The organism is Bdellovibrio sp. HCB117 (assembly GCF_047305915.1).
In the GTDB taxonomy this organism is placed as follows: domain Bacteria; phylum Bdellovibrionota; class Bdellovibrionia; order Bdellovibrionales; family Bdellovibrionaceae; genus Bdellovibrio; species Bdellovibrio bacteriovorus_B.
Genome location: NZ_CP178622.1, coordinates 2,323,849 through 2,345,494, shown reverse-complemented (window position 1 = coordinate 2,345,494; position 21,646 = coordinate 2,323,849). Strand labels below are relative to the sequence as shown.

Here is a 21,646-nt window from a genome sequence, read left to right as displayed (position 1 = left end):
GGGGGAAAAATGAATTCGTGGAGTCTTGAAGGAAAAACAGCTCTTGTCTGCGGAGCCTCAGGTGGTATTGGGAAAGCGACGGCTCTGTTATTCGCTGAGCGCGGAGCCAAAGTGATTGCTCTAGCCCGCACAGAGGAAAAACTTAAAACTTTAATGAATGAACTTTCGGGAAGTGGTCATAAGTATTTCACGGTTGATCTTGGGGAAACGGAAAGTTTGAAGAAGCTTTTACCCTCGCTTCAAAAAGAATCCATACAAATTCTAATTAACAATTCAGGAGGGCCTAAAGGCGGTCCTCTTCATGCCGCTAGTATTGAAGAGTTCGAAGCTCCGTTTAAGTCGCACTTGCATGCTGCGCATCTGCTGGTGCAAACACTTCTGCCCTCTATGAAGCAATCTCGCTATGGACGCATCCTCAATGTGATTTCGACGTCAGTGAAAAATCCTCTGCCGAATTTGGGAGTTTCTAATACGGTGAGGGGAGCCATGGCCAGTTGGTCAAAAACTTTAGCCGGTGAACTCGCGCCATTTGGAATCACGGTGAATAATGTTTTACCAGGTTATATTCTGACGGATCGTTTGACGTCTTTAATGGATTCATCAGCTAAATCATCGCAAACCACATTGGATCAGATCGAAGAAAATTGGAAAAAGTCAGTGCCTATGGGGAGAATTGGAGAGCCGCAAGAGATGGCCGAAGCCATCGCGTTTTTAGCAAGTCCCGCCGCCTCTTATATTACAGGTATCAACTTACCCGTCGACGGCGGCAGAACTCCTTCTTTATAGTTATTTAAGTCGGCAGCTTTCAATGCTCAAAGAAACGATATCGCTTTTGTTCAGAACACCTTTTTTGAAGGCTGCAGAGACGGCGTCATCAATTGCCAATGAATCGCCACCTTTGTACTCTGGATAAGTCAGATTCGCATCATCCATCTTCTTCATGAATTGCGGAGTCAAAGTTCCTTCCGAAAATAGCGACACTAAGGCACCGGCACGTTTTTTAGAGTAGGCAAAGATATCTTTCGCCGAAGTGAACTCAAGCTCTTCACCGCCGTCGCGATTGATAAACAATTCGGCGTGAAACACACCCAAAGCATCACCGTCTTCAATCGCACAAAGCGTGACCGTCATTCCTAAAATATCAGAGTCCGTACACTCACTCAGTTCCATCTTGGCTTCGGGACGGACCTCGCTCGCTTTTAAAGTGATGGCTCGCTCCATCGGCATCAGTCCTCCGGCAGTCGCAGTTGTCAAACTGATAGAGCACTCCATGGAGGCGGCCATTGCCTGGCTGCCCAAGCTTAACAGAAGTGCTGCTGCTGTGATTGAAATAGATTTTTTAGCGAACATGGGTTCTCCCTTTTTTCTATAACGTTGCAAAACTGGTTTCTAAAGTCAGGAATCTTTCTAGCGACGATTATGCCTAGGTTTAAACCTGTTTATTTCCTTCGCAGACAAGAGTACCTGTCGATTATTTGAATGGCAGACAATCCGAGTCACTGGACATACTGGACAATACTGGAGAATCTTGATGAGGCGCCCAAATTCGTCACCTGGTAAAGGCATGAGCACTCGAATAAAGGCGAGGATTCATTGTCTTTGATCTCATATTGGAACACATGTTGCTCCTAAGCCTCACGAATATTAACGGAGGTTTTTCTTATGACGAAAAGAGCGTTTCTGGTACAAGCGATCGTAATGATGTTCTCCATCGGAGCTCAAGCAGGGGAATCATTGGTATTCCACGGCACTTTGGCAGCTCGCAAACAGTGTGCGGATACAGGCAGTGGATTTTTTGCGAAAGATCTGGGCTGTAAGAAGCTTGCGATCTCTGAAAGAGCTTGCGCTGTGGCTTTAAATATTAACGGCCAAGGCGAAGTGAAAAGCATCGAAGTAGAAGCTCCTGAAGCGGTAAGTAAAGGCGATGCTCGTAAAGCGCAATACAAGACCTCTGTTAAAGGACCTTATCTATATAAAGATGGCTTTCATGCTTATAGCTTTAACTTAGACAAAGTTTCTTCAGCGGAAGTGAAGATTGCCAGCGATGGTACGGGTCGCGTATTGGCTGCGAATCTTTATTTCGATCACGTATTCCAAGCTGACGGCACTCGCACTTACAAACAATACGAATGCCGCAACTTAAAACGTGTAAGATAATTTAAATTTCGATTTGACGGCAGAGCCATTGTTCTAGCTCTGTCAGTCCCGCGGAAAGATCCGGGTACTTGGTTTGGATTTTTCCAAATGCGTGTTTGATCACGTCGCCGCGGTAAGGGGACCCACGAAGTTCATTCGTGAGGTCTTCGATCAGTTGCGGGTACAAACAATCCGTGAAAATACGAAGTTCCTTGATCACACCGTCTTCCACCTTGAAGTGGAAATCAAAAAAGCCCAAAGACAAATACTCATCCATCTTGTGACTGAACTCTAAAGTATTTCCATACAACCAATCCCAAGAACTTAATGAGTCGTACTGAGTCTTAAGCTCTGGCATTTCTTTTAAGCTTGCCATCGTCAAAGACTCGATCTCGGCCTTGGCGCCATAGAATTTTTCAAAAGAAGCCACCATGGTTTCAACAATCTGTTCGTGGCGGATTTCTGACGCCACTTCATTCAAATTTGCCACACGTGCGCGAACAGATTCTTTCCCCTTCGCCTGTAATTTTTTTGGATTTGGAGTTAGATAATTTCCAAGGCGAGTCAGATCGGTGTGCAAAAGAAGAGTTCCGTGATGGAAGGCACGATCTTTCTTTTCGCGATATGCGCTGCCGCTGAACTTGCGGGGGCCATCATGGAAGGGGATCAGCAAATCATTCCGGCCGGAAGCTTCACCCTGAATGCCAAAAGTTTTCAAAGCATCAAAAATGATCTGCACATTGTTTTCACGCTTATAAGATTCTTTTGGAGATAGGAATGTGAAGTTGGTATTTCCTAAATCGTGAAAGACAGCGCCACCGCCGGTTGTCCTGCGTGCTAAGTGAACATTGTCTGATTTCATTTGCGCAAGATTGCACTCGGTCCAAGGGTTTTGGTTGCGGCCGATGACCACAGTCTCTTCATTGCGCCACAAAAACAGAATTTGTTGAGAAGGATCTAGGTTGTGAAAGATCCACTCTTCCGTCGCAAGATTAAGATGAGGATTCAAACTGTCAGACAGGAAAACTTTGAGTTTTTGCATAGGGCGTAACCTATTCCTTGCGCCCTTTGTCGTCAAGAGAGCAAGGTCTCAAGTCGGGCCTGGAAAGTTGACATTTTCACCGAGAACGATTTAAATAAGGCTGTATTTCGGTTCATTTTCATTTGAGCCTTTACCCGGACGATGTGCGACGTACCCGGTCAAGACAAGACGACGCTTTTTTCTAACGAAAGGAGTGTTGGTATGTCTAACACAACAGCATGGATTCTTTTATTGGTTGCAGGCCTTCTTGAAGTAGGCTGGTCGATCGGACTTAAATACACAGCCGGTTTTACGAAATTAGGCCCCAGTGTTTTCACTCTGCTGACTTTGGCCGGGAGTATGTTCCTTTTAGCCAAAGCCGCAAACGTCCTTCCTATCGGAACCGCTTATGGAGTGTGGGTCGGAATCGGCGCCCTAGGAGCGGCTATATTGGGTATCGTCTTATTTAAAGAAGCTGTGACGCCAGCAAGGATCTTTTTCTTAGCTCTTTTGCTTGTGTCCATCATTGGTCTAAAAATGACCTCTGGGGCTGAGTAATATTTACTATTCAATTCATGAATATGTTCAGGTGAAGCATTGATTTTGTTTTCATCTGGATTCGGCATATATCCGGGCCATTCCAAATCACTTTTTTTAAGGATGGCCCGATGAAAAATTTAATTCTTATTGCCTCACTTGTTTTTTCTTTCACTGCTAACGCGAAATCTAAAAGCCTTGAGGAGCGCATCAACTATGCGGTGACTTTACTTGCAGAAGTTGCTGAAGGTTCGCAAACACACACGGTAGCTCCGAACAAAGATCCAAAAGTCATGATTCGCGAGCTGGCAATGCAAACGGATTACTTCGAGTCCGTAGAGGAATTTGAACAGCGTTGGGCGGAAGACGGTTCTGCGTGGGAAACAGATGGCATGACTTGGGGTCCTGAGACTTTAGCAGGAGGCTTTGGCTATATCCGAGGTCAATTGGAATTCAGACTGGAAGAGAGTGAACAAACTCAGGAAGACAAAATCAAATTCGCTGACGACACTTTGAAAGTAAATCGTGCCGAGTTCATTCTTCGTTCGATCAGATCAGTTAAATATGGTGTGGCTCCTATCGGCGCCGTCCAGTGTGGAGTGACTTTCTCATCTTTGTTAATCATCGACACTGAAAACGGAAAGATTCATCAAATCGACATGGAAGGTTCAGGCTGCTAATGCTTTGAGGTTCCATAAATAAAAAAGCCAGTGTGATCCACTGGCTTTTTTATTTTAAGTTTGTGCCGTCGACTTAATCCATTGAGGCGTCGGGACGGGTGTGTAGCTCGCAAACTTATTCAAAATGTCGTCGGGGGAGTTCGCAAACACGACCAGGCCTTTGTACTCATCGCGAATAAATCCTTCACGCATTCCGGACTCTATAAGTTCCTTTAAAGGTTTATAGAATTCATGGACGTCCAAAACTCCAATCGGCTTTTGATGAAGACCCAATTGCGCCCAAGTGACAATCTCGCACAGCTCTTCAAAAGTTCCAAAGCCACCCGGCAATGCGATAAAGGCATCAGCCAGTTCCGCCATGCGCGCCTTGCGAGTATGCATAGAGTCCACAACCTGCAAATCGGTGAGTCCCGTATGCGCCACTTCTTTTTGCATAATCACTTGAGGAATCACGCCAATAACTTTACCACCGTGAGCAAGACAAGAATCCGCCATCGCCCCCATCAGTCCGATTTTAGCGCCGCCGTACACCAAAGCGATGCCGTTCATCGCAAACGTCTTTCCCAATTCGCGCGCCATTTCTAAATATTCAGGACGAACACCTGAACTTGAACCGCAGAACACACAGATTTTTTTCATAATATTTCCGTTCATCGAACAGTTGTTCCTATAAATGTTAACCCTTGTAAAGAAAATTTGAATAAATTTCTTCGATTTTATTCCGATAAACACTTATGAGTTTTCATAGGAGTTGTAATGAAGCTTAACGAAATAAGTATCGCGAATTTCGGTCCGATTGGCCCCGAAGGGTGCCGAATAAAAATAGATAACATTGTTATTCTAATAGGTCCAAATAACGTAGGTAAATCTACGATACTCGATGCATATGAACTATTCGCTTCTTCCGGTGAAGCCGTGGACTCTTCAAGATTCCACGGAAAAGAAAATAGCCAACCTATAACTATCGAAGGTGAATTCACGGATATCGGAGATGAAGACGAAAAGAAGTTCTCGAAGTGGATCTTTAAAGACGCCGAAGATGGTATTAAGAAAGCCAAGTTTCGTTGGAAGTGGGATAAGCCAGGAGCGGATGGTATAAAAGAGTCTTGGGACGATTCTGAAAAGAAATGGATTACCGGAGGTGCCGGCGGGTGGGACTCGATTCTATCTAGCAGAATACCCCATCCAATTCGAATACGTGCAACTGATAGCCATGACAAAACCGAGAAAGTTGTCGTCGGGCTATTAACAGATGCAATTAAGGCTAAGATAAAGTCTAATGCGGGATCTACAAAAGATATCTTAGATCAAATTGCGAAACTTACCGATCAATTAGGACAAGAGTTGAAAGTAGAGACCGAGAAAGTTTGCAATGCAATATCAAAAAAAGTTCAAACTGTATTTCCATCCTATGAGATTTCAATCAAAGCATCAGCTGGGGACTTTGATGCAGAAAAAGTAGTTGGTGGAGGATCCTTTGTAAGCGTTAACAATGGTGGTTCTGAAGCAGCGCTTTCCGCTCAGGGAAGTGGAATGCAAAGAACTTTTTTATGGTCTGCCATTTCCGCTCTGGCCGAGGAGGGAAAAATAAAAAAAGGGAAGACTCCCGTTAAGGCAGAAAAAAGCAAAATCTTATTGATAGATGAACCGGAAGCTTTCCTTCATCCACCATTGATTCGATTAGCGCGTCGGTCTCTATATGACTTAGCGGATATTGACGGGTGGCAAGTAATGGCCGCCACTCACTCACCCGTGTTTATAGATGTTTCAAAACCTCACACAACAATAGTTTCTGTTAGATTTAAGGCTTCAACGAAGTCATTTTCTGTCCAAGATGACACTTTCGACTCTGATCAAAGAAAAAATCTACAGATGATTCGCGCGTGTCATCCGACTGTCAATGAATTCTTTTTTGCGGAAAAGGTGATACTTGTTGAGGGGGAAACTGAAGCAATCGTTCTCAATCACTTATTTGAAAAGGAAGTTAATGCGCACGAAGTGATAGTCCTGAATTGCCTCGGAAAAGCGAATCTTGCAACGTTTGCCAAAATTTTGAATAAGTTTGGTACACCCTATGTAATAGTTCATGACGCAGATTCTCCAAAGATTAAGACAAAAAAGGGTGTTCAAGCAAACGGTGCATGGTCTGAGAATAAAAAAATATTCGCAGTAATTCAGGACTATAAAAATAAAGAAGGCGCTGCGCCTCAAATAGTTACTAGTGTCCCAGATTTCGAGCGTCATTATTTTGGAGAGCTAGTTGAAAAAGACAAACCATATCATGCGTATCAAAAGGTTACTGATGAACAATTCCAAAAAGAGGCAGGATATAAGAAACTTGTTGAGTTGAAAGATTTTATATTAAAAGGCGATGGGCCAGCGTTCACTAAAGATATGGATGATATGTGCGAGAGGCTTTTATCGTGGGTTGGGGTAAATGCATTAGAAAAAGAGGAAGTCTGGGAGATTAATTAAAGAAGGGGAGACAAGATCTCCCCCCCATCCGCTATTTCAACGTGAAGTTGAAGATGCTTGTATCAAAAGAATTGTATTCGTCATAACGAGAAAGCGCATACAAGTCTTTGCGAGTTTGCATTTTGTCTAAAAGACCTTCTTGAGTTCCTTTAGCTTTGATTTCATTAAGACCCGCCACAGTTGCACCCATCGCCAGACGGAACGTCGTTACAGGATAAATCACGATGTTGTAACCAAGATTTGAAAGCTCTTGGTAAGTGTACAAGCGACCTTTACCAAACTCCGTCATATTCGCAAGAAGAGGAACGGAAACCGCCTTGCGGAAAGTTTCAAATTCTTTTTCAGTCTCTAAAGCCTCAGTGAAAATACAGTCAGCACCAGCATCGATGTAAGCCTTCGCACGATCAATAGCTTTATCCAAGCCTTCCACGGCGCGAGCATCGGTACGAGCAATCAAAAGAAAGTTTTCATCCAACTTCTTACCACGAGCGGCAGCTGCCACTTTGCGAGTCGCTTCATCACGAGTCACAAGACCCTTGCCATCCAAGTGACCACAACGCTTCGGATTGATCTGATCTTCAATATGGCAACCCGCAAGTCCCATCTCAATCATCTCTTGCACCGTGCGAGTCGCACTCATCGGTTCACCAAAGCCCGTATCAATATCAATAATAGTTGGAAGCTTCGTCGTACGAGCAATCTGACGCCCACGCTGAGCCACCTCAGTCAAAGAAGTCAAACCAATGTCAGGATACCCAAGATCATTAGAAAGAACCGACCCCGAGATATAAACCCCATCAAAGCCTTCTTTTTCAATAGCCATACTCACAAGCGGCGACCAAGAACCCGGAAACTGCAAAAGTTTCCCCGATTTCAAAGCCTCACGAAAATTCTTACGTTTTTGAGCGGGAGTAATTTCAGGAAATAACATCGTTCCTCCAAAGATAAATAAGATCAAAGCTACTAGTTATTGTGAACAGTAAAGCTTTGCCTTTGAAAATTCACTGGTGATTCTAACATTTCCAAACACGAATGTGCTTTCAAAGACAAGATAAAGAGCATCATCTAAACAATGAGCCTGCGGGGAGGAGGAGCCAAGTCTTAATTGGAACCTCTGCGGGGCCTGGATGGCCCCCAGCCGCAGGCTGGAGCAGCGAGGCAGGAAGCCGTGTCCCAATTAAGACTTGGCTCCTCCTCACCGTAGGCGGTCTTCGTTTAGAAGATCCCTTTATTATCACGTTTATTGTTAACCAATTTGTCGATAGGAATCTGAACATTCAACTGTTGAACTTCGTCAGCAGTCAAAGACTCAAGACGCTCACAAAGACCGATGAAGCGATCTCTCTCAGCTTTAGTGATGATTCCTTCAGTCAAAGTGTCAAACTTACGGATGTAGTCCGCGCGTTTGAATGGACGAGCACCCGCCGGATGTGCATCAGCCACACCCAATTCATCAACAACTTTAGAACCATCTTTCATTGTGATTTCTACGCGGCCACCGAAGCGTTTTTTATCTGGATCTGTCTCGTGGTACCAAGCAGTCCATTGTTTGTCTTCGACAGTAGAAATTTTGTGCCACAAAGCCACAGTGTCAGCACGTTTCGCGCGCTCTGGAGCGTACGAATTAACGTGGTGCCAAGTACCGTCTTGAAGAGCCACAGCGAAGATGTACATGATCGAGTGATCAAGAGTTTCGCGAGATGCATTTGGATCCATTTTTTGTGGATCGTTCGCGCCCGTACCGATTACGTAGTGCGTGTGGTGCGACGTGTGGATCACGATGGACTGGATGTCGTCGAAGTTTTTGATCATTGGTTTCATTTTGCGAGCCAAGTCGATCAATGCTTGAGATTGGTATTCCGCAGAGTGTTCTTTTGTGTACGTCTCAAGGATCGCGCGTTTTTCTTCGCCTGGTTCTGGAAGTGGAACTTCGTATTTTCCATCTTTACCATCAAGCATGTAAGCGATCACAGAGTCTTCACCTTCATAGATTGGAGACGGAGCGCCTTCGCCACGCATTACACGGTCTACGGCTTCAACAGCCAATTTACCCGCATGTGCTGGAGCGTAAGCTTTCCAAGAAGAGATTTCACCTTTACGAGATTGACGAGTCGTGAAAGACACGTGAACCGCTTGTTGAACCGCTTGGAAAATAGTTTCTGTTGGAAGAGACAACAAAGTACCGATACCTGCAGCTTGAGCTGGGCACAAGTGAGCAATATGGTCTTTTTTGTGTTTGTGAAGGCAGATTGCTTTTACTAGATCAACGTGAACTTCATAACCAGTCACGATACCTTTCAAAAGCTCTTTACCGTTTTTACCCATTTGTTGAGCTACCGCCAAAATAGCCGGAATGTTGTCACCGGGGTGAGAGTAGTCAGCCGCCAAATAAGTGTCATGGAAATCCAACTCACGAACCGCCGTGCCGTTCGCCCATGCCGCCCATTCACAGTCAAATTTTTGATCATTCGGCATACCGAATACAGTCGCACCACCATTGCGAGGATGCGCAATCGCCATCGCACGTGCAGATGCAACAGGGCGGCGGTTCGCAGCAGCAATAGCTACAGAGGCATTGTCGATGATACGGTTGATAACCATGTCTACAACGTCAGCTTTGATGGGAGCATTGTCAGAAGCGATTTCTGCAATTTTCCAAGCAAGTTGATCTTTGCGATCTAACTTTTCTTTAGACGGATAAACACGTACGGAATGTTTTTTCATAAAGTCCCTTTCTGGATTAGAAAATCAAAACGGTTCAAGCTAACTTGGCCGTCAGAAAGGGTCAAGAATCAGACTGGGGACAGAGGATTCATTCAGCGCGTCGTGGCGCTTTCCCAACCTTCTTTGTCGTGGAAATTCGGGTTTGCGTCAGCATGCTTGAGCGACCAGTAGCTTTTTTCTCCGTTCGTAAACTCAATCACTGCGGTCAGGCCGTGAAAGACCGCCTCGGAAGCGTTAAATCCCTTAATTTCGATTTGAAATCGTACGCGCTGAGTCTCTCCAGTACGCTCTTGAAGGCGTACCGATACATCCGCTGCTGGCACCATGCCTTGGCGATAGCTGCTAAACTTATAAGCATTCCAGTTGCCATTAGGGGAACAGTTGATCTCTAAGTAGCTGTCGGTTGCCGTGTTGCCTGAAGAAAGAAAGGCTTCAAGGCACGTGGTCTTCCACAACTCATCTTGTCGCGATTCAATGACGGCGGGGGCTGGCCAAAGAATTCTTTCAACCGGTCCCTGAATCTCAAAGTTTAGAAGGTGAGTGTCATGGCTGATGGCTTCAATTTCGGCTGCGACCTTAAAAAGGTTTGTCTGCGCCGTGTTGGTAAAAGGAATCAGTTTTTTCACGCGCGTTTCTCCCAATCTAAAAGGGCGGTAAACAGGATTTTCCCATCGCCGACGCGGACACCGCGATACGCAGTGCTACCTTGCGACGCCGTTTCCACCGTCGGGGAGCTGCAGCTCATGTCGACCTGAACCTCGTCACCTAAATGCGTTTCTGCCAGGAAATTGACGGAATAGGATTTCAGTAAAAGAGTTTTGTGCAAGTCATAGGGGATCGCATCTAAAATCCATTGGGCATACTTGGTGTTATTGACGTGTTGATTGATATCCAAGTCAGAATTACGCACGCGGTATTTTGCCAGCTTCTGGTATTCGCCAGACACGGGAATCTTTTCGGCGGTCAGACCCGTGGCGCGCCCGTGGGTAAGAGTGTTCCAATCTCGTAGATTTTGAGAGGGCAGGATTTTTTTCGTCTGGCGATCCAACGCCAGCCAACTGGTGGTGCACAGGCCAATTTCCTCGTCCTGTTCGTTAATAAATGCGAACTCACGGGAAACAAAGGCCCCTTCCGGTGGGCGCAGCCACGTCTGTACGCGGATATTTTCGCCGAAGTGAGGCCACCTTTTCATCTGCAAACATTGGCGGGTTAAAACCCAAAACATCCCTTCTTTATCCATGTCCTTCATGCCGAAGCCTAAGTTTTCGGCGTGCATCCATGCGGTCTCTTGCAGCAAATTGAGGGCTCCATACAGTCCTAGTCGCCCCAGAGGGTTCACTAGCAAACTTGTAATGTGATATTTTTCTGTCCAGAGGCTATGTTGCGTCTTTTCTGTCACGGCTAAATCCTTGTTCGTCGATGGAAATGAAAACATGAAATTACTTTGATCTCAAAGGAAGATTTTGTAAAAAAACACCAAGTAATTTACTCCAAACAATGTATACTGTATTTGTTTACGGACTAAATATACTTGTCACAGTATATCCTTTGTGTTTAAGCTAATCCTATCGCTAGGTGGAAATCACATGAGACAAAAAAATATGCTTGCAGACTTTCTAAAACAAAAACGTGTATCGGCAGGGCTTTCTCAAAGAGATGTGGCTGATAAATTAGGCTACTCTACACCTCAATTTATCTCTAACTGGGAACGTGGTGTTTCTCACCCACCAATCAACGCTCTAAAAAAATTGGGCGAGCTTTACAAAGTATCTGCTGACGATCTTTTCGAAGTGACTTTGAATGCGACTATTCAAGAAGTTACTCAAGATCTACGCCGCAAATTCGCGGGCAGCAAAGCACGCTAAGAATTCTTTTATTTTAAAGTTTTGTTAGTATTAAAAGACCCCGTAGTAGGGGTCTTTTCTTTTAAAGTCGTTTACGATAGATTCTGGTTCGTTCTGTATGGATTCATTACAAGCTTCTACCATCGCCAAATTCAAAGTTCTTAGTGAAGAATTATGTGAGCTTATTGAACAAGAGGGTTTTGTAATTCGCCCTTACAGCCAAGATTCTTTGCCTTACTTCCGTCAACTTTCTGAAGCTGAGCAGCAAAGCACCGTAGAAAATCTTGAGAACTACATCAAGATCTGCGACTCCGTTCACGAAGCGGGCGGCAAAATCAAGGATGCCTCACTATTTGTAAAGAAGGCTTTAGAGTTTTATGGCTATCAGTATGACGCCAAAGTCTTAGAACTGATCCAGGACGAACACCTGACAGAAATTTATAATCTAGCGAACATCCAACTTTTTAGAACTTTCAGTTATTTCCAATATGCCAGCTATACGGTGGAAGATATTTACACGCGCCCTTGGATCCATCTGTATGAACGTGATCCTCAAGTGACGGCGAAGCTTGTCACGACATTAACGTCGATTATTACGGGCGAAAAAACCAGCATGGACATTGACGTAGAAGAACATCTTTTGATTGAGAAAGCGTCTTTAGAAAGATTGGCGGTCAGCGTTCGCGTGATGTATGCGCTGCCGCTTTTGAAAGAGGGCAAACCCGACGCGTATCTGGTTGTCGCCCGTTGTAAGCCGATCCTAAATTAGAACGTCCCAATTGAAAGGTGGAAGCGCCAAGGCTCTTCACTAGGGCGGGCATCTAATTTCCATGCCCACTCCAGACTTAAAGGTCCCACTGGCGTGTTATAGCGAATCCCAAAGCCTGCAGAGTCACGGTAGTAATCTTCAAAACTCAAATCCTGAATCTTCACGTAACCGCCGTCATAAAAAACAGCTCCGCCTAAATTCCCGTAAACAGGAAAGCGCACTTCCGATTTCACAAGATACATCACGGCTTCGGTTTTTAGGTAATACGTCTTTTCGTTTTCAGATAATCCCAAGTCATCACGATTAGGGAAAACTTCTTGAGTTCCTGCTTCGTAACCACGAATGGTGGATTGGCCTCCAAGAGTGAAACCTTTTTTATCCCAAGGTACGCCGCCATCATCGCGTGTGCTGAGATTCTTAATGTAACCGCCACGAACTTGATTCGCCCACACAACAGGCTGCTTTTGCAGCTCAAAAACAGAAGCATAATGAGTAAAGCTGAGGGTCGTCTTCCAGTATTCAATCGTGCCCGTGCTACCCAAGAAAGGCGCAGAGTATTCGGCGTTCCAGCGCGTGAAGTTTCCCTTGGTCGGATTGAAAGGGTTGTCACGGAAATCTAAATCCAGTGTCGGCCCCGTCGTCGCAATGTTTTGTTCATCTTCGGGGAACGGATAGACATCGTCGATACCGAAGTCGCGGATTGTCGCTAAAGACCAGATATCCCACACTCCAAGAACGTGCGACGTGAAATCTTTTTCTACGGAATAAGTCGTCGAGTTTACTTCAGAGGCCTGGTGAATCTCGTAATCCGTCACGGTCGTGGAACGAGTGATATTGATACGACCGCGTAAACGTGTTCCGAAAAGATAAGGCTCTAGATATCCGAAGACCACTTTGTGCTCAAGGTACTTAAGGTCTGCGATGTTGTAGTTGCCCTCTAAGCGCAAAGAAGCTCCGCGGCCAGTTCCCATGATATTGCGATAAGCGACACCCGCGTATCCACGCAAGGTCAGCTTTCTTTCATTCGTGGCACCTGCACCGAAAGTCAAAAGGCCCGGATCACGTTCTGTCACTTTCACAACCACGGTGCGGTTGGCGACATTGGTTTTTTCTTCCAGGGTGCGAATGTCGACAGTGCCAAAGAAACCGGTTCTTTGTAAACGTGCGACAGATTCTTGAACCTTATAAGGCGTGACTAGATCGCCTTCTGTGAACTCCAGCTCTTTTAAAAGGACGTAATCCTTGGTGAAGGTGTTTCCTTCAAGGACGATAGAAGCTACACGCACCTGCGGACCTTCTAAAATCTTAAAGTGTAAAGAGGCCTTGGTGTTCGTTTCATCATAGGTCACTAAATCCTGCTTTTCGTTTAACAGCAGCATTTCGATGTAACCGCGATCATGATAGAACTCTTTAAGACGAGCGATGGCCAATTCAATTTGTCCTAAGCGCAGGGCTCCGGGTTTTAAGCCCGTCACACCAATAAGTTCTTCGTCTGAAAAATCTTTGTTCCCGCTGAAATCGACTTCTTCAATTTGGGTCAAGGGTCCTTCATCCAAATTCACATGTAAAGTGACGGCGTCACGCTCTCGATTGTACTGAGTGCGAGTGGAAATCAATTTGGCTTGCAAGTAACCATTGTTTTGCAGTTCCAAAATTAGATTCTGCACACCGGTGTCGAAGTCCTCTTTATTATAAAGACCCTTATCGACGACTTTGGAACTGTGTTCTTCGATAAAGTTCACATAATATCTTTGGCGCTTGCTGATACGCCCGGTGATATTCACCGCTTGGATTTTGATCTGAGGCCCTTCTTCAATTTTAAAAACAATACGGCGATGGAGGGGATCACGGCCCTCGTGTTCTTCGGCACGCACTTCGGCGCGGGCATGACCTTTAGATAGATAATAATTACGAATCTTTTGCGCAAGCTCTGAACCGATTGTGGGACTTGCCGAATAATAATTATCCAGATCCAAAGCCTTTTCGATTTCTCGGGCGCCTAAAAGACGAATGCCTTCATACTCAAAAGTGTAGCGCTCGGTTTTATCCACACGATAGATGAGTGAAACTTCAGATTCGTCAGAGCTGAACTCTGTGGTCGGTCCCGTTAGATCGGCTCGCACGTAACGCTTTTCTTTTAAGTATTCTCGGGCGTCTTTTTGAAGTTCATTCAAAGTCGCATCGGTAAAAGGATCTTTGAGAAACCCTTTAAGATGTTTTGTAAGTTCACGATTTAAAGCGTCGTTCGGGCTTTGCAGCACGATATTACGCACGCGGGTTTGTTTGTTTTCAGTGACTTTGATCTCGACACCGACTTGATCGGCTCCTTCAGGGGGCATCGCAATATCGACAATGGCATTCAGGTAACCACGCTCGGCATAAAGCTGACGGATTTTTTCGGCCCCTTCGATCAGGTTCTGTTGATCAAAGACGTCGCCGGCCTTCACACCAAAAGTGCTTCCGGCTTCACTTTCAGAAATATTTGAAATTCCTTCGATGGAGACTTTGGAAATAATCCGCGTGCGCTGAAAATCCAAACGGTAAGGGGAGCCATTGCCGTCATCTAAGATGCGCACATTTTCAAACTCGGGCTTAAGCTGCAGATAGCGAATGACTTCATCCAGTTGTTCCAGACTTAGCGTCTCTTTTTCAATCTGCGGAAATCTTTTAACCAGATCTTCTTGTACCTCCGCAGGCAGTGTCTCATAGCGAAGGTTTTTTTTAGCCTGCGCCTGCGATGCACACAGAAGAATAAATACGAATAGGGACAACAGAGTCTTTGCAGGAAGCATTATTTAAACTCCCTTTTGAACTCAAGATCCAGACCGAAAATACTTTGGCTTGCTGGTTGCGTGGTTTGCAAGGTCGTGTCGTCCTCATTCCCGCGGCTTTCAAAAGAACCGACGGCGGTGAAGTTGCTGTTGATGAGGTATTCCAGTTTTAAGTCATAGGATTGTGAATCACCGACAGGACGGCTGCCTGACACCTTCACGCGTGTCGATAGACTGCGGCTTAAGGTGATCTTAGGCACACTGATATTGCGGGTTGAGTCGTACTCTGAAGTCACCGCTAAGCTAAAGCCCGTGGCTTCGATAGTTTTATTGATCGGCTTTGCCAGCACGGCGCCGCCAATTTCTGCACCCAATTGCTGAGCTTGCTCACGGGACTGAACGTTTTGATCCATGGCGGAAGTCGTCACCCCTAAAGCGATCAGAGAAATAATATCTTGTTCCTGAAGGGGAGGAATACTGTTGAGGTGAATTGTTAAATTTTTTGCCGTCCCCTGAGCCAGCAAAGAGATGTCATACTCATTGATGCGTGACTCTGCCGAGATATAAAGACTTGGATTGATTTCATCCGGATCGGTGAAATCAATAGTTCCGCTTTGAATTAGAAAGATCTTGTCTTTAAAGATCAACTTCGAATTTTTTTCCGCGTTGATACGACCTAAAAGAACTGGATTTGTCGGAGGACCTTTGACTTGCAAGTTCCCACTGACGGCGCCATCTAAAAGCGAGTTTTTCACGATGATGTTGCGATTCATAAGGATGTTAATGTCCAGCAACACCGGTTCAAAGCGGCTTTCACGGATGACTTTCGGAAGATAAAGGCTTTGTTTGACCCCCGCTACGCCGCCAGAATCTTCGGTGAACTCTTTTTCAACCAGGGCGCTGTTCACCGCGTAAGTTCCAGATAAAGTGAAGGGGAACCAACGGCCCGAGAAAACCAGATCAGCATTTCCATTGGTGCGAACTTTTTCAGGAACGTTCAGAGTGACGTTATCTAAGCGCAGGCGAATTGTCGTTGGAATGTCTTTGATCTCATTGATTAAAATACCGCCGTCGCCAGTCAGCGTGCCGCCCGCGATATTTCCACGGATGGAATTCACCATCACACGGCTTTGTGAAAACACGACATCCACATTCAAGCGCTCCAGCGGGTGAGGGAAGCCCTTGATTTTGATGTAAGTGTTATTGGCATTTAGAGTTCCCATGATTTGTGGCTTTGTCACTGAGCCGGTCATGTTTGTGGAAACTTTGATCGGTCCCCCTAAATCTTCAAGGAAGGGCATGAAGATATGCAACAGGCGAAGATCTGAGTTCATATTGACGGCGATATTCATATTTTGTGCGGTGAAGTTTTCTCCGCGAATCGCCAATTCCGTATTCGGCCCTTCAAGGCGGAAGTTTCGGATTGAGGCCACACCGTTGTCAGTCACGATATCGATAGCTTGGGGATTTTTAAGACTTAAAGTGCCACGGCGCAGTTCTAAAGCGTCGATGTGAACTTTACCGCTGGACTTAAAGATATCGCCACTTTCCGAGCGCAAATCCACCGTGGACGTCAGTGATGAAGTGTATTCACTGGCAAGATTGGCTCCGCCCACCAGCCCGAGCAGTGTTGAATAGTTCCACTCCCGCGTTTGCATTTTTACCATCAGGGGCGCGCGCCCTTTTTCAAATGGCAGTTGGAATTCACCCTGAACCTTACCGCCGAAAAGGCTGAGCTGCGTGAAGACCGTATCCAAATTCAATCGAACGATGAAGTTGGAGTTTGGAATCTCTTGATCCTCAAAGAAGGAATCGGTAACGGCGCCTTTGACTAAGACTTGCGGATTCTTCACCGGGCCGGTGAGTTCTGCCGCAAAGTTTAGATTCCCGGCAATGCTCGAATTGATTTTGCTGATTGTATCTGACTCTTCCAGTTTAAAGTTCTTACCATCCGCGTTTAGATTTAGAATTTGAGAAGAGCTGATTCCGCCTTGTACTAAGACGATGGAGCCCGCCCGCTGCAAAGTGACTTTATCCGCATGGATGTTGCCGTCGCGAGCCGTGACATTAAAATTCAAAGTATCAAAGGTTTCAGGACCGATACTGACATTTTTAAACGCCGACTGAAGCTCGTAGTTCATTTTCCAGAAGTTCAAAGGGCCACGCACAGAGGCTTTTGCCGATCCTTGTCCTTGAACATCGACCGGAAATTTATAAATACGCGTGAAGACCGAGGCTACATCGGGGAGTTCGGCGGTTGGGATGCTGAAGTCGCCGGTTAATGTATTCTTATCCAGATTGACTTCAAGATCTCCCAAGTATTGCGTTTTTCGAATCGCTCCGGCCACATCTTCAAAAATCAGACGGCCACTGCGGTACTTCAAGTTCGAAATCAAATTTCCCAAATAGAAATCTTCGAAAGTGAATTCGCGTGCGTTAACCTTCATGTCGAAGATCGCGGCGTTGGAATCTCCCGATGTAGAGCCTTCCATGCTTGCTGAACCTTCCAGCTTCAGGTTCGACAGGTTCTTAACATTTTTAAATTCAAGTTTGTCGGTTTTGAAATTGATCTTAAAGCCTTTGGCGAAATCAACGACGCCGTCACTATGACCTGTACTATCACCAATAGAAACTCCGGCGGCATAGGTCACGGCTTCTGTTGTGACCTTGACCTGACCTTCGGCGCTCATCGAATTGATATCCAAGATCGCCGTGGCTTTTGGTTCTAAAGAAGACTTCACCCAAAGGTTTTGTGCTTTCAATGAAGCTTTTGAACAGGTGAACTCAAAGCTAGGGTGAAGATGGCCTTCACAAGGAAGTTCCCCTTGAAGGTCTACACCCACAGGAACATTGTTCAAATTCAAACTAATAAATAACTTTTGCAAATCCAAGTCGTGAACAGAAACATGCGTCTTGAAGTCAAAGTTTTGACCTATCGACATTTGCGTTTTCGTCATGACGGCTTCGCCTGCGGGATGTTGAACGCGAATCTCTGAAAGGCTGATTTTTTTATCGCGGTATTCACCTTGAATACGCGCATCGCCCAATTCAAATTTATCCACCATCAAGGCGCGTGTTTTTATGTCCGCTTTGCCGCGCAACTGATCTAAACCGTTGAAGCGAGCCTCCGCATCTAAATTCACTTCGCCACTGAATGTTGGCAGCTTTAAATCGGGACGGATCTTTTTTAGTTCCGTATAAAGATCGCTGAGGTGAAGGCGGGCAGACACATCCAGAAGGCCTGAGGGTTTGATGGTCACACGGTGAAATTGCGTCAGCTCTCCACGAACCAGCACTTCGGACTCATCCAAACGTACGCCCATTTGAATGATGCGCAGACTTTGTCTTGTCAGATAAAGATGCGTGTCTAAAGAGCCTTGAAAGCTTCCGATTTTTTCTAGGTCTAAATTTAATTGGGGAACATTGGCCTTGGCGGTCAGGTGTTTTCCCATGTTAGTGGCAAGAAGGTCGCCACTTTGAATTTCACCTTGAAGTTTTAAGTCTTTCGAGGTGACCTTCAAATGCAAATTCTGAATGAAAAGGCGATGCAGTGGCAATTGGTCCAGCTGATTGAATAAGGCATCCAGCGGCAACTCTTTGGGAGGAGTATCACTTTTCAAAAAAGGATCGATGTTGATTTCCACGTCCGGCGAGTCGACCACCACAGCCGACAATGTGACACGGCCACTGAGCAGGTGAAAGAAGTCGATAAAAACACGCACGCTGCCAACCCGCACTGGTTTCAAGGCTTCAGCCAATTCGCCCTTGGCTTCAACATCAATGCCTTCTAATGCTAAAGAAGGTTTGAAAAGTTTTAGCTGCAATTTTTCCGCACGAATTTTGACGGGTAACGAAGAGTCTGAATACGTCTGAATCTTATTCAACGCCCAAGCTTCCAGTTTGGGCGCAATCAGCATCGAGCCGATCAGCCACAAAACTAAAAAGCCCGCCAGGGGTGTGATTAAAATCCAAAACGCTCTTTTCACTGACCACTCCAAATGCTAAGCAAAGCACTGGCTGCCCGATAGTGGGGGCGAGAAGCCAACAAACCTTCCATCACTTCAATGGCTGTGTGTTTCTGTCCTAAGCCCCAAAGGGCCTGTGCGCGCAAGTAAGCCGTTGCAAAAAAAGTTTCCGGTTCGTGGGCGAAAATAATCTCTGTTTGTGAAAGTTCGTTTAAAAGTTCAACGAAGCGACGACACTTCAACAAGACTTCCAGACGGAACCAAAGAAGGGAGTCGGTCTCTTCACTCAAAGCTAAAAGCGATAGGGACGCTTCGTAGTTTTCCATCATGAAAGCGGCTACGGCAAAATCAAAAGCCATGTCGGGATTTTCGGCCGCGTGTTCGTGCAGGCTTTGCATAAGCGCACTCATGGCCTTTTCAACTTCAGGATCCTTGGGAGAAAAATCTTCGGGCTTTACCGTGCGTGCTTTCGGCGTACGACGTTGCAGAATTTCAAGTGCATAACGCTGCTTGTGTTCATTCACTTCGCTGCGAATATCAGCGTCGCCGGGATAAAGTTTTTGCAGGCGTTGTAACAGATGTTTTTCTTGTTCGTAAAGCTGTTGCGTGCGCAAAGTGATAAGCTGATCTAACAACTGACGTTTATTGTTCAGATAGTCTTTGTGAATTTTATATTTACGATTGCCACGCCATTCACCCAACTCTGGAATCAAATCTTTCAGCGCTAAAGAACGGCCAGCTTCAGATTCAGAGTTGTCTTCTGCGATTCCCTCTAACAAAGCTTTGACGGTCTTTTCATCCAGCTCCGCACTGACGGCGCCTAAGGCTTCCAAGAAATAAGGCCAAGGGATCGGAAAAGATTCATTGTCGATGTAACGCAAAATAAATTCGATCAGCAGATGCGGCTGTTCAGCTTGAATTAAAAATTTCGCTAAGGCAGTGACGTTATCAAGTGTGAGGCCTTCAGAAGAAGACTCTAAATTTTGAATCAGACGTTCGGAAGCTTGTTGAAGGTCAGTTCCTTCATTGAGCAAATTTTGAATTTCTAGTTCAACAAATGTGGACAAGAATAGCCTCCGCGACCAAATCCCTCTTATTTTGCGATAAAAACGAGTGGTTGCGGAGACTTAATACTAGGCGTTAGTTATTTTTGAGTTACGCGCTCAACGTATTCGCCAGAAGCGGTATCAATACGAAGAACATCGCCTTCGTTGATGTGCAATGGAACGTTCACAGAAAGGCCTGTTTCCATGATTGCAGGCTTCGTTGCGCCAGTAACACGGTCACCTTTAATGCCCGGATCTGCTTTTGCCACCATCAAGTTCACGGCTTTTGGTACGTCACAAGCGACTGCTTTTTCGTTGTAGAACAAGATAACGACTTTCAAGTTTTCAGTAAGGTAGTATTTAGACTCGCCCAAGTCTTCTTCAGACATCGCGATTTGTTCGTAAGATTCAGGAGACATGAAGTTGTAACCAGAGTCGTCTTTGTAAAGGAAAGTCATCTCTTTGTTTTCAACGTTAGGAACTTCGAACTTTTCACCGGACTTGAAAGTGGATTCCAAGTTTTGGCCTGTCAGCATGTTACGCAGTTTTGTGCGTGTGAACTGATTTCCTTTTCCTGGTTTAACGTGTTGGAAATCAACGACTACGTAGGGCTTGCCCTCGATCATGATTTTAAGACCTTTTTTAAAATCGGACGTTTCGTACATGTTTGATCCTTTTAAATTGTAAATGCAGAGGAGCCATATTCTCCTAAGTGGCTGTATTTGGTCAACAGTCACTCCTTTGGAAAAAGGCTCTATCGCCATTTTCCGGCGCGAAGGTCTTTATGCGTCATGGGCAATGGAAGTAGAAGAGAAAGGAATGTTTCTGCTTCTAAGGGTTAAGTTTGCAGGCGATACTCTTCAATTTTGCGAAGCATCATTTGCAGAACTTCAAGCTTACGTTCGCGAACCAGTTGTTCTCTCGGCATCAAAGGTCTTAAGGGTGTGGCTTCGTCAGAATCATTATAGCGAACTTGAAGAGTCTTCATACGTCGCTGAATTTCGGGATGATCCCCAAACTCCACACGTGTGTCTTTCAAAAGAGCATGCGCTTTTTCTAGATCATTGCGCACAATAAAGGCATCAATCAAAGAAAGCATGCGTTCCATGGCTTTGCTAGGAGAGGCCGGTGTCAGAGGCTTTGCGACCAGAGCCTCTTCTTTTTTTGCGACGGGTGGTGGAGCTTCGTTCAGACGAACTTCCGGAAGCTTCGTCATCGCAAAAACTTCTTCATCGTATTCGTCCGCAGTCAAAGATTCTAGTTTTTGAACGGCTTTTTGTGCTGACTTCGAGTTCGGATTTAAGAATAAAACCATCTTGAAAGCTTTAAGAGCTTCCTTCGGATTCTTGCTGGCTAATTGAACTTCCGCCAGAAGTTGATGCGCCAAAATATTTTCGGGAGAAAGAGACGTCGCTCGCTTAGCCGCGTCCAGGGCCTTATTCAGCTCTCCAAGATCGCGCATCACTTTTGTGTACGTGACAAGTCCGCCCACAAATTGCGGGTGGCGTTGAACGCCTGCAGTCACGGTTTTTTTGGCTTCAGGAAGTAAACCCATTTCGCGATAGGCTTCGGCCAGCGGAGCGAAAACCTGAGAATTGGGATCTTTCTCAAGAATCTGCTGGTACTTTTCAATGGTGCTTGCATCTATTTTCATCAATGCTTGATCCCTTCGCGCCGC

The 21,646-nt window shown here is 45.5% G+C and carries 19 protein-coding genes and 1 riboswitch; of the genes, 7 read left to right on the top strand and 12 right to left on the bottom strand.

Annotation, left to right across the window (positions count from 1 at the left end; all coding sequences use genetic code 11):
* Positions 1-9 precede the first annotated feature (9 nt).
* The gene (locus ACLWBD_RS11120; protein ID WP_063204470.1) at positions 10-786 is read left to right on the top strand and encodes an SDR family oxidoreductase; all 777 of its coding nucleotides are present in this window, start codon (positions 10-12) and stop codon (positions 784-786) included.
* Here ACLWBD_RS11120 and ACLWBD_RS11115 read toward each other — a convergent pair whose 3' ends face one another.
* Positions 787-1,350, bottom strand: coding sequence for a hypothetical protein (locus tag ACLWBD_RS11115; RefSeq protein WP_413568214.1), 564 nt, complete (start codon positions 1,348-1,350; stop codon positions 787-789).
* 312 nt (positions 1,351-1,662) lie between these two features.
* On the opposite strand from ACLWBD_RS11115, the gene ACLWBD_RS11110 reads away from it, so the two are divergent.
* Complete coding sequence (locus ACLWBD_RS11110; protein WP_413568213.1) at positions 1,663-2,157, top strand: hypothetical protein; 495 nt, start codon at positions 1,663-1,665, stop codon at positions 2,155-2,157.
* Position 2,158: 1 nt separating this feature from the next.
* Here the strand turns inward: ACLWBD_RS11110 and ACLWBD_RS11105 are convergent, their stop codons facing one another.
* Entirely contained in the window at positions 2,159-3,178 is a 1,020-nt protein-coding gene (locus tag ACLWBD_RS11105; protein ID WP_413568212.1) for a lipoate--protein ligase, read from the bottom strand.
* A gap of 104 nt (positions 3,179-3,282) precedes the next feature.
* Positions 3,283-3,356, top strand: a riboswitch (guanidine-III (ykkC-III) riboswitch).
* A 23-nt stretch (positions 3,357-3,379) separates the two neighbouring features.
* Here ACLWBD_RS11105 and ACLWBD_RS11100 point away from each other — a divergent pair.
* Positions 3,380-3,715, top strand: a complete 336-nt coding sequence (locus ACLWBD_RS11100) for a DMT family transporter (protein ID WP_063204466.1) — start codon at positions 3,380-3,382, stop codon at positions 3,713-3,715.
* A gap of 110 nt (positions 3,716-3,825) precedes the next feature.
* Positions 3,826-4,374, top strand: a complete 549-nt coding sequence (locus tag ACLWBD_RS11095; RefSeq protein ID WP_063204465.1) for a hypothetical protein — start codon at positions 3,826-3,828, stop codon at positions 4,372-4,374.
* Positions 4,375-4,428: 54 nt separating this feature from the next.
* On the opposite strand, the gene ACLWBD_RS11090 is transcribed toward ACLWBD_RS11095, so the two are convergent.
* Positions 4,429-5,013, bottom strand: a complete 585-nt coding sequence (locus tag ACLWBD_RS11090) for a TIGR00730 family Rossman fold protein (protein ID WP_413568211.1) — start codon at positions 5,011-5,013, stop codon at positions 4,429-4,431.
* Positions 5,014-5,130: 117 nt separating this feature from the next.
* On the opposite strand from ACLWBD_RS11090, the gene ACLWBD_RS11085 reads away from it, so the two are divergent.
* Positions 5,131-6,849 (top strand): ATP-dependent nuclease, encoded by a 1,719-nt coding sequence (locus ACLWBD_RS11085; protein WP_413568210.1) that lies wholly within the window; start codon positions 5,131-5,133, stop codon positions 6,847-6,849.
* Positions 6,850-6,880: 31 nt separating this feature from the next.
* Here the strand turns inward: ACLWBD_RS11085 and prpB are convergent, their stop codons facing one another.
* From prpB to ACLWBD_RS11065, 4 genes are all read right to left on the bottom strand, one after another.
* Complete coding sequence (gene prpB / locus ACLWBD_RS11080) at positions 6,881-7,780, bottom strand: methylisocitrate lyase (RefSeq protein WP_063242718.1); 900 nt, start codon at positions 7,778-7,780, stop codon at positions 6,881-6,883.
* Positions 7,781-8,064: 284 nt separating this feature from the next.
* Entirely contained in the window at positions 8,065-9,573 is a 1,509-nt protein-coding gene (locus ACLWBD_RS11075; RefSeq protein WP_063204462.1) for an MmgE/PrpD family protein, read from the bottom strand.
* A 92-nt stretch (positions 9,574-9,665) separates the two neighbouring features.
* Complete coding sequence (locus ACLWBD_RS11070) at positions 9,666-10,199, bottom strand: DOMON-like domain-containing protein (RefSeq protein WP_413568209.1); 534 nt, start codon at positions 10,197-10,199, stop codon at positions 9,666-9,668.
* On the bottom strand, positions 10,196-11,008 hold the full coding sequence (locus ACLWBD_RS11065) for an acyl-[acyl-carrier-protein] thioesterase (protein WP_413568208.1): 813 nt from the start codon (positions 11,006-11,008) through the stop codon (positions 10,196-10,198). Before ACLWBD_RS11065 ends, ACLWBD_RS11070 begins: the two co-directional genes overlap by 4 nt.
* Positions 11,009-11,159: 151 nt before the next feature.
* Here ACLWBD_RS11065 and ACLWBD_RS11060 point away from each other — a divergent pair, with 151 nt between their 5' ends.
* A complete protein-coding gene (locus ACLWBD_RS11060; RefSeq protein ID WP_063204459.1) occupies positions 11,160-11,438 on the top strand; it encodes a helix-turn-helix domain-containing protein in 279 nt (92 codons plus the stop codon).
* A 97-nt stretch (positions 11,439-11,535) separates the two neighbouring features.
* Positions 11,536-12,186 (top strand): hypothetical protein, encoded by a 651-nt coding sequence (locus ACLWBD_RS11055; protein ID WP_063204458.1) that lies wholly within the window; start codon positions 11,536-11,538, stop codon positions 12,184-12,186.
* Here ACLWBD_RS11055 and ACLWBD_RS11050 read toward each other — a convergent pair.
* From ACLWBD_RS11050 to ACLWBD_RS11030, 5 genes are all read right to left on the bottom strand, one after another.
* Complete coding sequence (locus ACLWBD_RS11050) at positions 12,183-14,978, bottom strand: POTRA domain-containing protein (RefSeq protein WP_413568207.1); 2,796 nt, start codon at positions 14,976-14,978, stop codon at positions 12,183-12,185. The genes ACLWBD_RS11055 and ACLWBD_RS11050 overlap by 4 nt on opposite strands.
* Positions 14,978-18,943 (bottom strand): translocation/assembly module TamB domain-containing protein, encoded by a 3,966-nt coding sequence (locus tag ACLWBD_RS11045; protein WP_413568206.1) that lies wholly within the window; start codon positions 18,941-18,943, stop codon positions 14,978-14,980. Before ACLWBD_RS11045 ends, ACLWBD_RS11050 begins: the two co-directional genes overlap by 1 nt.
* Complete coding sequence (locus tag ACLWBD_RS11040) at positions 18,940-19,989, bottom strand: hypothetical protein (protein WP_063204455.1); 1,050 nt, start codon at positions 19,987-19,989, stop codon at positions 18,940-18,942. The genes ACLWBD_RS11045 and ACLWBD_RS11040 overlap by 4 nt, the downstream gene beginning before the upstream one ends.
* 77 nt (positions 19,990-20,066) lie before the next feature.
* Positions 20,067-20,633, bottom strand: a complete 567-nt coding sequence (gene efp, locus ACLWBD_RS11035) for an elongation factor P (protein WP_063242711.1) — start codon at positions 20,631-20,633, stop codon at positions 20,067-20,069.
* Between the two features lie 173 nt (positions 20,634-20,806).
* Complete coding sequence (locus tag ACLWBD_RS11030) at positions 20,807-21,622, bottom strand: tetratricopeptide repeat protein (protein ID WP_413568205.1); 816 nt, start codon at positions 21,620-21,622, stop codon at positions 20,807-20,809.
* Between the last annotated feature and the right edge of the window lie 24 nt (positions 21,623-21,646).